This is a genomic window from Serratia sp. Res13-Sevr-LER1-36-b (genome assembly GCF_015673035.1).
In the GTDB taxonomy this organism is placed as follows: domain Bacteria; phylum Pseudomonadota; class Gammaproteobacteria; order Enterobacterales; family Enterobacteriaceae; genus Chania; species Chania fonticola_C.
The window spans coordinates 141405-155868 of the sequence record NZ_JADACK010000019.1 but is presented as its reverse complement, the minus strand read 5'-3'; the positions used below and the strand labels follow the sequence as shown (position 1 = coordinate 155868).

Below are 14464 nucleotides of genomic sequence, written 5' to 3'. Positions count from 1 at the left end.
AGTCCCGGACTTATCAGGTAGCCAGTAACTCAGCATGACGAAAGATATTAACAACACCCAATACGCCGCCAATCGTTTCTCCATTGCTCCTATGTTGGACTGGACCGATCGCCATTGCCGTTACTTCCATCGTCTGCTGAGCAAGGAAACGCTGCTGTACACAGAAATGGTGACCACCGGTGCGATCATCCACGGTAAAGGTGACTATCTGGCATACAGCGAGGAAGAACACCCCGTGGCATTGCAGTTAGGGGGGAGCGATCCGGCAGCATTGGCGCACTGCGCCAAACTGGCGGAGCAGCGTGGCTATGACGAGATCAACCTAAACGTCGGTTGTCCGTCAGATCGGGTACAAAACGGCATGTTTGGTGCTTGTCTGATGGGGCAGGCGACCTTGGTGGCCGACTGTATCAAGGCGATGCGCGACGTGGTGTCGATCCCGGTGACGGTTAAAACCCGTATTGGCATCGATGACCAGGACAGCTATGAGTTCCTGTACGATTTTATCTCTACCGTTGCTGGGCGTGGGGAATGCGATATGTTCACCATTCATGCCCGTAAAGCCTGGCTTTCTGGCCTGAGCCCGAAAGAAAACCGCGAAGTCCCTCCGTTGGACTATCCGCGCGTTTATCAGTTGAAACGTGACTTCCCGGCGCTGACCATTGCGATCAACGGCGGCGTGAAAACGCTGGAAGAAGCCCAACAGCATCTGCAACATCTGGACGGTGTGATGATGGGGCGCGAGGCGTACCAGAATCCAGGCATTCTAGCGCGGGTAGACAGCGAGATTTTCGGCCGCCAGAGCGAGGTGATGGACAGCGTGGCGATTATCGAATCGCTGTATCCGTATATCGAGCGCGAGCTAGCGAACGGCACCTATCTGGGCCACATCACTCGCCATATTCTCGGTTTGTTCCAGGGGATCCCTGGTGCGCGGCAGTGGCGCCGTCATCTGAGTGAAAATGCCCATAAACCAGGAGCTGATGTGCGCACCGTCGAACAGGCTTTGGCATTGGTGCGCTCACCTCGCACTGAAATGGCATAATCGGCAAAAAACTTGACTAAAAGTTGGTTTTTTTGACTAATGGCGTCACCCGGTGTGGCGCCATTTTTTCATTATTTCAATAAGTTATCATTAACTTCAAGTTGGCACGTTTCTTGTAAAGAACAAGACAGACCTATTGTTTTGCCAAGGAGCAACCTATGTTAGAACTGTTCTTTCTGATCGGCTTTGTCGCCATGCTGCTGGTAACCGGTATTTCACTGTTGGGCGTGATGGCTGCGTTATTTGTGGCCGCGGCTTTTATGCTACTGGGCGGGCTGTTTGCCATGGTGTTTAAACTGCTGCCGTGGCTGATCCTGGCGGTGGTTGGCGTGTGGATATACCGCTCTATGCAGAAACCTCAGATACGGCGCTATTAAGATTTTTTGCCTAAATATCAGTCAGTCACGCTGAAACTCACCCTGCAGATTGCTTGCCAGTGTGGCGGGGATCACAGCTTGATGTTTTAAATGCGAATGCGGCATATTAAACATATTTTTTACTTATCGAGGCTGCTAGGATGACTCCCGCAGCAGTGATGCTAATCATTTTCATCACCGCGAGAGCTGACAAGAGTGTTGCTTAAAGCAACCCCCATCTCTGGCGGACTCTGCTCTACCCCTACAAAACGCAGTAAACTAGAAAGGGCTCCTGATGGGGCCCTTTCTTTATTGTGGCGTTACAGACCAGGGATCAGCAGGCTGGAGCCGCTGGTCTGGCCGCTTTCCAGGGTCTGGTGTGCCCGCAGGGCATCTGCCAGAGCAAACTTCTGTGTCGCTTTCACATCAACTTTAATCGCACCGCTGCCAATCAGCGAAAACAGCTCGTTACTGGCAAACTGCAATTCCTGACGGTTGGTGATGTAACCATTGAGCGAAGGACGGGTGACGTAAAGTGAGCCTTTCTGATTGAGCAATGCCAGATCGACGCCGGTAACCGGGCCGGAGGCATTACCAAAGCTCACCATCAGTCCGCGGCGCTTCAGGCTGTTCAATGAGTCCTGCCAAGTACTTTGCCCTACGGAGTCATAGACCACGTTAACCTTTTCGCCGTTGGTCAGTTCAGCTACGCGCTGGGCGATGTTTTCCTGGCGATAATTGATGGTGGCCCACGCGCCGGCACGCATTGCCTGCTCGGCTTTCTCGTCAGAACTCACGCTGCCGATCAGTTTGGCACCCAACGCTTTGGCCCACTGGCAGGCGATCAGCCCAACCCCCCCGGCGGCGGCATGGAACAGGAATACCTCGCCTGGCTTGACCTCATAGGTTTGGCGCAGCAGATAATGTACGGTCAACCCTTTGAGGAACGAGGCAGCACCCTGTTCGAAAGTGAGGTTATCCGGCAGGATAGCCACCTTTTCCAACGGGACGTTGTGAACTTCGCTGTAGGCACCCAGTGCGGACTGGGCATAAACCACGCGATCGCCCGGTTTGACCGCGCTGACACCTGCCCCGACCTTGATGACCACCCCGGCCGCTTCGGTACCTAACCCGCTTGGGAAGTTTGCTGGTGGGTACAGGCCGCTACGTACGTAGGTATCGATATAGTTGATACCGATCGCCTTGTTCTCGACCTGAACCTCCCCCGCTGCGGGATCGACAGGAATAAAATCAACATACTGCAGCACTTCCGGGCCGCCGGTGGCGGAGAATTGGATGCGTTTTGACATGTCGCTACCTCGTTTAAATGGCTGTTTTCACCCTACGCTTATCAGCCCAGACTATCTAGCCCGTTGCGCAGTGATTAATCCTTTTTTGCGCAGGGAATCATGACTGAAAATCACGTATACTCTTGCGTCAGCTACCCCCCATTCGCAACTGAATAAAGAATAGGCTTCATGGCAGGCAAAAAACCAACCAACAAGACAAACACGTACGAACCCAGAGACCGCCAGATGGAAGGGCTGAAGATGCCGCCACATTCGCTGGAGGCGGAGCAGTCCGTGTTGGGCGGTTTGATGCTGGATAACGAACGCTGGGATAACGTGGCGGAGCGCGTAGTCGCCAACGACTTCTTCAGCCGCCCACACCGCCTGATCTTTACCGAAATGCAGCGTCTGCTGGAGATGAGCCGGCCTATCGACCTGATCACGCTGTCCGAGTCGTTGGAACAGAGGGGCGATCTGGAGACGGTGGGAGGTTTTGCCTATCTGGCAGAATTATCGAAAAACACCCCTAGTGCGGCCAACATTGGTGCGTATGCCGATATCGTGCGTGAACGTGCGGTCGTCCGTGAAATGATCTCCGTCGCCAACGAAATCGCCGATGCGGGTTACGATCCGCAAGGGCGTAGTAGTGAAGATCTGCTCGATCTGGCCGAATCCCGGGTATTCCAGATCGCGGAAAACCGTGCCAGCAAAGATGAAGGCCCCAAAGGCATCGAACGTATTCTGGAAGATACCGTCGCCCGCATTGAGCAGCTCTATCAGCAGCCGCACGACGGTGTTACCGGCGTAGACACCGGCTATCACGATCTCAACAAGAAAACCGCCGGTCTGCAAAAGTCTGACTTGATCATCGTCGCGGCCCGTCCGGCAATGGGTAAAACCACCTTCGCGATGAACCTGTGCGAACATGCTGCGATGACGCAGGATAAACCGGTGCTGATCTTCAGCCTGGAGATGCCCTGCAACCAGATCATGATGCGTATGCTGGCCTCGCTGTCGCGCGTGGATCAGACCCGTATCCGTACCGGCCAACTGGATGATGAGGATTGGGCGCGGATCTCGAGCACCATGGGGATCCTGCTGGAGAAGCGCAATATGTATATTGACGACTCCTCTGGCCTGACGCCCACCGAAGTGCGCTCCCGCGCACGGCGTATTTTCCGTGAACATGACGGGATCAGCCTGATCATGATCGACTACCTGCAGTTGATGCGTGTGCCGTCACTCTCCGACAACCGTACCTTGGAGATTGCCGAAATTTCCCGCTCGCTAAAAGCTTTGGCGAAAGAACTGCAGGTGCCGGTGGTGGCGCTGTCGCAGTTGAACCGTAGTTTGGAGCAGCGTGCCGATAAGCGCCCGGTTAACTCCGATTTGCGTGAATCCGGCTCCATCGAGCAGGATGCTGACCTGATTATGTTCATCTACCGTGATGAGGTTTATCACGAGAACAGCGATCTGAAAGGGATTGCCGAAATTATTCTGGGTAAGCAGCGTAACGGCCCGATCGGTACCGTACGCCTGACCTTTAACGGCCAATGGTCGCGCTTCGATAATTATGCGGGGCCACAATATGATGATGAATAATCAGCTAAGGAATTGAAATGAAAGCGGCAACTGCTGTCATCGATCGCCGCGCCCTGCGACATAACCTGCAACAGATCCGTCGCTTGGCGCCGCAAAGCCGCCTGATTGCCGTGGTGAAAGCCAACGCCTATGGACATGGCCTGTTGGAAACGGCTCACACCTTGCAAGATGCTGACTGTTACGGCGTCGCGCGTATCGGCGAAGCGTTGATGCTGCGTGCCGGTGGCATCGTTAAACCGATCCTGCTGTTGGAAGGGTTCTTCTGTGCTGAAGATCTGCCCGCGCTGGTGGCGAATAATATCGAAACCGCCGTTCACAGCATCGAACAGCTCGAGGCGCTGGAGCAGATTGAACTGGCGCACCCGGTGTCGGTATGGATGAAGCTGGATAGCGGTATGCATCGTCTGGGCGTGCGTCCGGAACAGGCAGAGGCGTTCTACCAGCGTTTGAGCGCCTGTCGCAACGTGGTGCAGCCGGTCAATATCATGAGCCACTTCAGCCGTGCCGACGAGCCGCTGGTGGATGCGACCGAAAAGCAAATCAGCTGCTTTGAGCGCTTCGCCAATGATAAGCCGGGCCTGAAGTCGATCGCGGCTTCCGGCGGGATCTTGCTGTGGCCACAGGCTCATTTTGACTGGGTACGCCCAGGGATTATCCTATATGGCGTATCCCCGTTGGAGGAGCCCTATGCCGATCACTTTGGGCTGCAACCTGCCATGACGCTTAAATCCAGTCTGATAGCCGTGCGTGAGCATCGTGCCGGGGAGCCGGTAGGCTACGGCGGGCTATGGGTGAGTGAACGAGATACCCGCTTGGGCGTAGTGGCGATGGGGTATGGCGATGGTTACCCACGCAGTGCGCCTTCTGGCACGCCGGTATGGCTGAACGGACGTGAAGTACCGATTGTCGGCCGTGTCTCCATGGATATGATTTCCGTCGATCTGGGGCCGGATGCCAGCGATAAAGTGGGTGATGAAGTGGTGCTGTGGGGCAATGAGCTGCCGGTTGAACGGGTGGCTGCTTTTAGCGGCATCAGCGCCTATGAGCTGATCACCAAACTGACCCAGCGCGTCACGATGGAATATATCGGCGAGTAATTCCCCTCATCTTCTCCCTGCGGGAGAAGATGAGGAGGCATTCGTCAGCTTACTTCTTCACCGCCAGCCACTGGCCGATAATCTTCTGGTACTCCCCGCTGGCCTTGCTCAAGTGCAGCCATTGATCGACATACAGCTTCCAACTCATATCATCACGCGGCAGCATATAGGCCTTCTCGCCGTATTGCATCGGCTTATCCGGGTTCACCGCACACAGCTTGGGATAGCGTTTTTGCTGGTACAGGGCTTCGGAGGCATCGGTGATCATCACGTCGGCCTTGCGGTCCACCAACTGCTGGAAAATGCCCATATTATCGTGGGACAGCGTCAGGTTGGCCTTGGGCAGATGGGCACGAACAAAGGCTTCGTTGGTGCCACCGGCAGGCTCGATCAGCCGCACTGCAGGTTTGTTAATCTGCTCAACGGTGCGGTATTTTTTCACGTCGGTACAACGCACCAGCGGGATTTTGCCATCGGTATCAAGCCGCTCGGCAAAAAACACCTGCTTTTGGCGCTCCAGCGTCACTGAGATCCCCCCCATGGCGATATCACATTTCCCGGCCACAAAGTCAGGTGTCAGGGTTTTCCAGGTCGTTTTTACCCATTTCACCTTGGCTCCCAGGCTGTTGGCCAGCGACTCTGCCATCGCGATATCAATGCCTTCGTAGCTGCCATCCTCTTTCAGGAAGGTGTAGGGCTTGTAATCGCCGGTGGTACAGACCGTCAGCGTTTTTTGCTGCAATACCTTGTCCAGATTGGATTGTGCGCTGGCGCTCCCGGTGGCGACCAGCAAGGCGAGAGGCAATAGTTTTTTCATCAAATTTCCTTTTCATATCGACAAATACATTTGTGGTTTTATGCGCGGTTTTGCCGTTAATTGTTGTTGGTTTGCGTAATTTGGCCGTTTTTTATGCCATTTCTGAGCAAGGAAGCTGGCTTTGCTGCTATGTCTCTCACAACCCGCCAGCACCGATGGTTGCAAGGCTAAAAAAACTGCTAGTCTGTAGCGTCAACATTTATTAACACATTTTACAGGTGGCTATGTACAACATTGACGATTTTGATATGAAAATCCTGACGCTGTTACAGGCCAATGGTCGTCTGACCAATCAGGAACTGAGCGAACTGGTCGGGCTTTCGGCCTCGCAATGCTCGCGCCGCCGTATCAGCCTGGAGCAGGCCCAGTTGATCAAAGGGTATCATGCCCGGCTGGCACCGGAGGCGGTGGGATTGGGGCTGGTGGGGCTGATAGAGGTAAGCCTGCTGACCCATACCCAAGAGCTGATCGACAGTTTCCATCAGATGCTGGCAGAAGTGGACGCAATTGTTGACGTTTATAAAACCACCGGCGATGCCGACTACCTGCTGAAAGTAGCGGTAGCAGACCTGCCCACGTTAAGTGAGTTTATCAGCCAGACGCTTTCCCGCCATAAAAGCGTCGGACATATCAAAACGGCGGTGGTGCTGGAACGGATCAAAGAAAACGGTTTGCTTCCGGTGGCGAGATAAAGCTAAAACCCAACGCCAATTTGTGGCTATAGTAGGCTGTGTCCCTCAATTGACCGTGGTGCTGTCGCAGCCCCAAAAGCCCTAATCAAGGCGGAGGGTGCAGGGCCTAGACAGTGTCCGAACAACCAAAATCAGGAGAACCAACCCGTGTTCCAGAATGTTGAAGCCTATGCAGGTGACCCGATCCTGTCGCTGATGGAAAAATTCAAAAAAGATCCCCGTGCGCACAAGGTGAACCTGAGTATTGGCCTTTACTACAACGAGCAAGGCATCATTCCACAGATGAAGGCCGTTGCCGCTGCTGAAGCCCAACTTAACAGCGTTGAACAGGGAGCCTCGGTCTACCTGCCGATGGAAGGCCTACAGCCTTACCGTAGCGCAATCCAACAGCTGTTGTTTGGTGCCGAACATCCCATGCTGCAACAGGGGCGTATCGCCACCATTCAAACCGTGGGCGGCTCTGGTGCGTTGAAAGTCGGGGCCGACTTCCTGAAAAGTTATTTCCCGGATTCTCAGGTTTGGGTCAGCGATCCGACTTGGGAAAACCACGTAGCCATCTTTGGTGGTGCTGGTTTCAAAGTGAATACTTACCCCTATTTCGACGGTGAAAAGCTGGGGGTGAAATTTGATGCCATGCTGAGCACGCTGCAACAGTTGCCAGCCAAGAGCATTGCGCTGCTGCATCCTTGCTGCCATAACCCGACCGGTTCCGATCTTACCAATGCCCAGTGGGATCAGGTGGTTAAAGTGATCGCCGAACGTGAACTGATCCCGTTCCTCGACATCGCCTATCAAGGCTTTGGCGGCGGAATGGATCAGGATGCCTACGCCATTCGCGCCATCGCAGCTGCCGGTTTGCCGTGCCTGGTGAGCAACTCATTCTCGAAGATCTTCTCGCTGTACGGTGAGCGCGTGGGTGGGCTTTCTGTGGTGTGTGAAAGCAGTGAAGCTGCTGAACGCGTGCTGGGGCAGTTGAAAGCGACCGTGCGCCGTAACTACTCCAGCCCACCGAACTTCGGTGCGCAGGTGGTGGCAAAAGTGCTGAACGATGCGCCGCTGAAAGCGCAATGGCTGGCCGAAGTGGAGTCCATGCGCAGCCGTATTCTGGAGATGCGTAAAGCGCTGGTCGAAACGCTCAAGGGGGCATTGCCGCAGCGTAACTTCGATTACCTGCTCGAGCAGCGCGGCATGTTCAGCTACACCGGCTTCAGCGCGGCTCAGGTTGATCGGCTGCGTGAAGAGTTCGGTGTCTATCTGATCCACAGCGGTCGAATGTGTGTAGCGGGTCTTAACCACAATAACGTTCGTCAAGTGGCCGAGGCCTTTGCTGCGGTGCAGTAACGGCCTGAATGCAGTGATTTTAGGGGCGATAGCGATATCGCCCCTTGTTGTTTCTGGGTGCTGGCGGTTGCCGCCAACGGGATAAAGAATATACTGACTGAGGGCGCTCAGACTTTTCGTATGCGCCATAAAGCCTTGCTTTCAGCGACCAGGCGCGGTTCTCTAGCTGACTGGCAGGGTATCTGGCTGGCAACAGCATACTCACAGTGGTTCGCGCCGCATTGTGTCTTTCGGGGAATAACCCAATGAATAACTCAGCACTGCTGGAATACTGCATGGCGAAACCTGGCGCACACCAAAGCGATCAAAACCAATGGCAGGCCAGCCAGATCAAGGTGGGTGATGTCATGTTCGCTATGGTGTGTGAAGTGCAGGGTCGCCCGGCGTTGGCGATCAAAAGCAGCCCGGAACTGGCGGAAAGCCTGCGTGAGCAGCATCCGGAAATCGTCCCCTGCGAACATCTGAATAAAGCCCATTGGAACGCAGTATTTCTGGATGGCAACCTGCCCAACTCGCAGTTTTATCACTTGATAGACAGCTCATATCGGTTGGTGCTGGAAGGGTTGCCCGATCAGGTGCGCCAAGAGCTGCGCATTTGAATTTATAGGTGGCCAGGCCTGTTGGCTCAAGAGTGGCGACAGGCCAAGAGGACTACGTACCCCGATATCTATGGGGAAATTTTATTTTGTAGGTCAATATTGTTTACTGCGTTATTTAGTTCTGAGAAACAGGATTGGCAAGGTTTTTTTGTGTTTAATCCCGCTGATTGGATGATTTTATATTAATTGGTAATAATTTAAAGACTGATGAAAATAGGTTGATAATTTATTTACAATAGTACGGCGCAGTTAATTAAGAGAGTTCTCATTGGAATCTAAATTATGACTGTGTTATTAATGCGTCTATATTAATCTGCTTAAAGGCAAATAAGGATAAGGGATCCCTAGGGGGAACCTGCTAAAAGGAAATTTAACTATGAAACTGCATCATTCAATATTTTTGGTACTGCCGCTGCTCGTTTATTCCTCGTTATCATTAGCTTCGCCAAATTGTGCAATAAAAGAACAAAAATTGCGAGAGCAGCTCGATTACGCGACGCGTTATGGCAATGTCCATCGTGTTGAGGGGCTTAATCGGGCCTTGGCCAATGTGCAGACCTACTGCCACGGTAGTTATCAAGGTCGTTATAATAGATACGATTATGCGCCAGCCGCTCAGCCGTTTGAATTTGATCGCCAGTATCAAATTGCCAAGAAGCAACGAAAAGTAGAAAAAAGAAAACAAGAGCTGCATGAAGCCCAGCTCAAAGGCAAGCCGAGCAAAATTGCTAAGCGACAGAGAAAACTAGCCGAAGCCGAATTTGAATTGAAGCAGGTGCAGGCATGGGGAGGATAACCTGGCCGATATGAGCAGATGTTAGCCTCAGATAAATAATGCCGAGTTTTGGCGGTGAGAGTGATTTGGCCACTGAGTCGGCACGTTAAGCGTTTTACCTATCCGTGTGACAGTTAAAACCCCAAATCCGCTCCCGCCTTTCTAAGGTGGAAACTTATTGCTGTCCCCAGGTTGCGCCGTAATAACGGCCAACACGCCGAGCTTGGGTGTTCGGCATGTTGGCCACGGTTTTATCTCTGCAACATCGGTTTCAGGAATCGCGCGGTATGGGACTCTTTACAGTTGGCCACGGTTTCCGGTGTGCCGGACACCAGGATCTCACCGCCGCCGCTGCCGCCTTCCGGCCCCAGATCGACGATCCAGTCCGCCGTTTTGATGACGTCCAGGTTGTGTTCAATCACCACGATGGTGTTGCCTTGATCGCGTAACTGATGCAGCACCGCCAGCAACTGCTGGATATCGGCGAAGTGCAGGCCGGTGGTGGGTTCATCAAGAATATACAGCGTCTGGCCAGTGCCCCGTTTCGACAGCTCACGCGCCAGTTTCACACGCTGCGCTTCACCACCGGAAAGGGTGGTGGCCGACTGCCCGAGACGGATATAGGAAAGCCCAACCTCCATCAACGTTTGCAGCTTACGCGCCAAGGCGGGTACGGCATCGAAGAAGTCACGGGCTTCCTCAATGGTCATTTCCAGCACCTCGTGGATGTTTTTACCCTTGTACTTCACTTCCAACGTTTCGCGGTTATAGCGTTTGCCTTTGCACTGATCGCAAGGCACGTAGATATCCGGCAGGAAGTGCATCTCTACCTTGATCACGCCATCGCCCTGGCAGGCTTCGCAGCGGCCGCCCTTGACGTTAAAGCTGAAACGGCCCGGCGTATAGCCACGGGTACGGGATTCAGGTACCCCGGCAAACAGTTCACGCACCGGGGTGAAGATCCCGGTATAGGTGGCCGGGTTAGAGCGTGGTGTACGGCCAATTGGGCTCTGATCGATATCGATCACCTTGTCGAAATGTTCCAGACCGGTCACTTCGCGGTAAGGAGCCGCTTCGGCAATGGTTGCACCGTTGAGCTGGCGTTGGGCGATCGGGAACAGCGTATCGTTGATCAGCGTTGACTTGCCGGAACCGGAAACGCCGGTAATGCAGGTAAACAGCCCGACAGGCAGCGTGAGCGTCACGTCTTTCAGGTTGTTGCCGCGTGCGCCGCTGAGTTTCAGCACCTTGGTCGGATCGGCGGGCACGCGTTCGGCCGGAATGGCGATTGAGCGCTTGCCGCTAAGGAACTGGCCGGTCAGTGAATCCGGTTGGGCCATGATGTCATCGACGGTACCTTCCGCTACCACCTGGCCGCCGTGAACACCGGCACCAGGGCCGATATCGATCACGTGGTCGGCCGCGCGGATCGCGTCTTCGTCGTGCTCTACCACGATCACCGTGTTGCCCAGATTACGCAGGTGGATCAGGGTTTCCAGCAGGCGTTCGTTATCGCGCTGGTGCAGGCCAATGGAAGGCTCATCCAGCACGTACATCACGCCTACCAGGCCAGCACCGATCTGGCTTGCCAGGCGAATACGCTGGGCTTCACCACCGGACAGCGTTTCCGCAGAGCGTGACAGTGAAAGGTAGTTCAGCCCGACGTTAACCAGGAACTTCAGACGATCGCCGATCTCTTTCAACACCTTCTCGGCGATCTGGGCACGTTGACCGCTCAGTTTCATATTCTGGAAGAAGGTCATGGCATGGCCGATGCTGAGCTCAGAGATCTCCGGCAGCGTAGTATCTTCCACGAACACGTTACGGGCTTCTTCACGCAGGCGTGTGCCACGGCATGAGGCGCAAGGACGGTTGCTGATAAATTTGGCCAGCTCTTCGCGCACCGCGCTGGATTCGGTCTCTTTGTAGCGACGCTCCATATTATGCAGCACGCCTTCAAACGGATGGCGGCGCACGGTGGTGTCACCGCGATCGTTGATGTATTTGAATTCGATCGACTCTTTGCCCGAACCGCTCAGTACCGCTTTCTGCACGTTGGCATCCAGGCTGCTGAACGGGGCTTCTACATCAAAGCTATAGTGCTCCGCCAGCGAGCGCAGCATCTGGAAATAATAGAAGTTACGACGGTCCCAACCGCGGATAGCGCCACCGGCCAGAGAAAGCTCGGGGTTCTGTACCACACGTTCAGGATCGAAGAACTGCTGCACGCCCAGTCCGTCACAGGTTGGGCAGGCGCCGGCTGGGTTGTTGAACGAGAACAGCCGGGGTTCCAGCTCGCGCATGCTGTAGCCGCAGATGGGGCAGGCAAAGTTGGCGGAGAACAGCAGTTCATCGGCCTTTTCGTCATCCATATCGGCGACGACGGCGGTACCGCCGGACAGTTCCAATGCGGTTTCAAACGACTCGGCCAAACGCTGTGCCAGATCGTCACGCACTTTGAAACGGTCCACCACCACTTCAATGGTGTGTTTCTTTTGCAGCTCCAGCTTTGGCGGATCGGAGAGATCGCACACTTCACCGTCGATGCGCGCGCGGATATAGCCCTGGGTTGCCAGGTTTTCCAGCGTTTTGGTGTGTTCGCCCTTACGATCTTTCACCACCGGTGCCAACAGCATAAGGCGTTTGCCTTCCGGCTGGTTGAGCACGTTATCCACCATCTGGCTGACGGTTTGTGCCGCCAACGGAACGTGGTGATCCGGGCAACGCGGTTCGCCGACGCGGGCAAACAGCAGGCGCAGGTAATCGTGGATCTCGGTAATGGTCCCGACCGTGGAGCGCGGGTTATGCGAGGTCGATTTTTGCTCGATGGAGATCGCCGGGGACAGACCTTCAATATGGTCGACGTCCGGTTTTTCCATCAGCGAAAGAAACTGGCGAGCGTAGGCAGAGAGCGATTCAACGTAGCGCCGCTGCCCCTCGGCATACAGTGTATCAAAAGCCAGTGAGGACTTGCCGGAACCTGATAGACCGGTAACGACGATCAGCTTGTCGCGCGGGATAATCAGGTTGATGTTTTTGAGATTGTGGGTTCGAGCACCACGAACTTCGATATTGTCCATTTACACTTCCCGTCTTGATGATACACCGCGCCTGTCTGCGTTCTTTTGTGGGCGATTATGTGATCTATTGCGCAAAAAAACGGCTCGGCCAGTACGAAACGCATAATTATGGCACAAAAAAACCTGAATGAATATCCAGTATACGAATGCAACAAGGTCGTTCGCAGAGACATTTTTGGAAGGCACTTCGCAGGTATAATCTAAGCAGGTGGCATGCTACAATTTGTGGTTTAGACTATCCAAAATGTGGTCTGAATCCACTTAAATGACTCATCGGGAGATCGAACATGGCCAGCAGAGGCGTAAACAAAGTAATTTTGGTCGGGAATCTGGGTCAAGACCCTGAGGTCCGTTACATGCCTAATGGCGGCGCAGTTGCCAACATTACCCTGGCGACCTCCGAAAGCTGGCGTGACAAGGCTACTGGCGAGCAGAAAGAAAAAACGGAATGGCACCGCGTGGTGTTGTTCGGCAAGCTGGCAGAAGTGGCGGGTGAATACCTGCGTAAAGGTTCCCAGGTTTACATCGAGGGTGCATTGCAGACCCGTAAATGGACCGATCAGGCGGGCGTAGAAAAATACACCACCGAAATCGTGGTCAACGTGGGTGGCACCATGCAGATGTTGGGTGGCCGCCAAGGTGGTGGTGCTCCAGCAGGTGGCGGCGCTCCAGCAGGTGGCCAGCAGGGCGGTTGGGGTCAACCTCAGCAGCCACAGGGTGGCAACCAGTTCAGCGGTGGTCAACAGCAGCAGGCTCGCCCAGCGCAAAACAGCGCACCAGCGGCCAGCAACGAACCGCCAATGGACTTTGACGACGATATTCCGTTCTGATTGTCTTCAGGTTCAAAACGAAAAGCCCCTTTTTGGGGCTTTTTTACTTTAGAAGGCATTACGCCGAGAAGCCACCGTCAATCGTCAGGCTGGCTCCGGTGATATATCCCGCCTCTGGCCCCGCCAGATAAGCCACAAAGCTGGCAATCTCTTCATCCTTACCATAACGGCCAACGGCCATCATCGGTTTCAACAGTTCGGCAAAATCGCCATCTGCCGGGTTCATATCGGTATCTACCGGGCCGGGCTGGACGTTATTGACGGTAATGCCGCGCGAGCCCAGATCGCGAGCCATGCCCTTGGTTAAACCAACCAGCGCCGACTTGCTCATGGCGTAGATCGCCCCACCGGCAAACGGCATGCGCTCGGCGTTGGTGCTGCCGATATTGATAATGCGACCGTTGTCGTTCATATGGCGTGCTGCTTCCTGGCTGGCGACAAATACGCTGCGGACGTTAACGGCCAGCGTGCGATCCAGATCTGCTAACGACAATTCCGCCAGACTACCCATTGCCAGCACGCCCGCGTTGTTCACCAGAATATCCAGCTTGCCGAAGCTGTTTACCGTCTGGCGTATCGCCAGTTGCAGAGCCTCAGCGTCGGCACTGTCTGCACGGATGGCAATGGCTTGACCGCCAGCGGTCGTAATAGCTTCAACCACCTCATCGGCTTTATCGGAGGATGAAACGTAGGTGAAAGCGACGGTTGCGCCTTCACGTGCCAAGCGCTTAACGATGGCTGCACCGATACCGCGTGAACCACCTTGGACAAAAGCCACTCGGCCTGACAGAATTTGGGTTACCGACATGATATCTCTCCAAAAGTTGTGATGGTGATAAATAGCAACTGCAGTATCTGGGAAAACGCAGGCAGGGGATTGCCAAAATGGGCCATGTGCCGGTTGGCTGGCGGGGATGGGTTACATTATAGAGTAGTCTGGT

Annotated in this window: 13 protein-coding genes; 9 read left to right on the top strand and 4 right to left on the bottom strand. The window is 54.4% G+C overall.

Features of this window, described 5'->3' with window-relative positions; all coding sequences use genetic code 11:
• The first annotated feature begins 34 nt into the window (after positions 1-34).
• Together dusA and pspG are read left to right on the top strand one after the other, a co-directional pair.
• Positions 35-1045: a tRNA dihydrouridine(20/20a) synthase DusA gene (gene dusA, locus IMQ33_RS14025; protein ID WP_196062357.1), complete on the top strand. Its 1011-nt coding sequence runs from the start codon at positions 35-37 to the stop codon at positions 1043-1045.
• Positions 1046-1203: 158 nt separating this feature from the next.
• On the top strand, positions 1204-1422 hold the full coding sequence (pspG, locus tag IMQ33_RS14020) for an envelope stress response protein PspG (protein WP_021180810.1): 219 nt from the start codon (positions 1204-1206) through the stop codon (positions 1420-1422).
• A 299-nt stretch (positions 1423-1721) separates the two neighbouring features.
• Here pspG and IMQ33_RS14015 read toward each other — a convergent pair whose 3' ends face one another.
• Complete coding sequence (locus IMQ33_RS14015) at positions 1722-2711, bottom strand: quinone oxidoreductase (RefSeq protein WP_196062356.1); 990 nt, start codon at positions 2709-2711, stop codon at positions 1722-1724.
• Between the two features lie 168 nt (positions 2712-2879).
• On the opposite strand from IMQ33_RS14015, the gene dnaB reads away from it, so the two are divergent.
• Both dnaB and alr read left to right on the top strand, forming a co-directional pair.
• Complete coding sequence (gene dnaB, locus IMQ33_RS14010; RefSeq protein ID WP_024483977.1) at positions 2880-4292, top strand: replicative DNA helicase; 1413 nt, start codon at positions 2880-2882, stop codon at positions 4290-4292.
• A 17-nt stretch (positions 4293-4309) separates the two neighbouring features.
• Positions 4310-5389, top strand: coding sequence for an alanine racemase (gene alr / locus IMQ33_RS14005; RefSeq protein ID WP_065684850.1), 1080 nt, complete (start codon positions 4310-4312; stop codon positions 5387-5389).
• A 49-nt stretch (positions 5390-5438) separates the two neighbouring features.
• Here alr and IMQ33_RS14000 read toward each other — a convergent pair whose 3' ends face one another.
• Positions 5439-6206 carry a transporter substrate-binding domain-containing protein gene (locus IMQ33_RS14000; RefSeq protein WP_065684851.1) on the bottom strand — a complete coding sequence of 256 codons (768 nt, stop codon included), beginning with the start codon at positions 6204-6206 and terminating at the stop codon, positions 5439-5441.
• 224 nt (positions 6207-6430) lie between these two features.
• Between IMQ33_RS14000 and IMQ33_RS13995 the strand changes: the two genes are divergently transcribed.
• The 4 genes from IMQ33_RS13995 to IMQ33_RS13980 all read left to right on the top strand — a co-directional run bounded on the left by IMQ33_RS13995 (position 6431) and on the right by IMQ33_RS13980 (position 9634).
• The gene (locus IMQ33_RS13995) at positions 6431-6898 is read left to right on the top strand and encodes an Lrp/AsnC family transcriptional regulator (protein WP_065684852.1); all 468 of its coding nucleotides are present in this window, start codon (positions 6431-6433) and stop codon (positions 6896-6898) included.
• A 147-nt stretch (positions 6899-7045) separates the two neighbouring features.
• Positions 7046-8239: an amino acid aminotransferase gene (locus IMQ33_RS13990; protein WP_196062355.1), complete on the top strand. Its 1194-nt coding sequence runs from the start codon at positions 7046-7048 to the stop codon at positions 8237-8239.
• A gap of 245 nt (positions 8240-8484) precedes the next feature.
• Positions 8485-8838 carry an MmcQ/YjbR family DNA-binding protein gene (locus IMQ33_RS13985; protein WP_021180803.1) on the top strand — a complete coding sequence of 118 codons (354 nt, stop codon included), beginning with the start codon at positions 8485-8487 and terminating at the stop codon, positions 8836-8838.
• 376 nt (positions 8839-9214) lie between these two features.
• The gene (locus IMQ33_RS13980) at positions 9215-9634 is read left to right on the top strand and encodes a DUF1090 domain-containing protein (RefSeq protein WP_161739184.1); all 420 of its coding nucleotides are present in this window, start codon (positions 9215-9217) and stop codon (positions 9632-9634) included.
• A gap of 230 nt (positions 9635-9864) precedes the next feature.
• Here the strand turns inward: IMQ33_RS13980 and uvrA are convergent, their stop codons facing one another.
• Positions 9865-12693 carry an excinuclease ABC subunit UvrA gene (gene uvrA, locus IMQ33_RS13975; RefSeq protein WP_024528000.1) on the bottom strand — a complete coding sequence of 943 codons (2829 nt, stop codon included), beginning with the start codon at positions 12691-12693 and terminating at the stop codon, positions 9865-9867.
• Positions 12694-12980: 287 nt separating this feature from the next.
• On the opposite strand from uvrA, the gene ssb1 reads away from it, so the two are divergent.
• Positions 12981-13523, top strand: a complete 543-nt coding sequence (ssb1, locus tag IMQ33_RS13970) for a single-stranded DNA-binding protein SSB1 (RefSeq protein WP_024483970.1) — start codon at positions 12981-12983, stop codon at positions 13521-13523.
• Positions 13524-13581: 58 nt separating this feature from the next.
• Here ssb1 and IMQ33_RS13965 read toward each other — a convergent pair whose 3' ends face one another.
• Positions 13582-14331: a 3-oxoacyl-ACP reductase family protein gene (locus tag IMQ33_RS13965; protein ID WP_196062354.1), complete on the bottom strand. Its 750-nt coding sequence runs from the start codon at positions 14329-14331 to the stop codon at positions 13582-13584.
• Between the last annotated feature and the right edge of the window lie 133 nt (positions 14332-14464).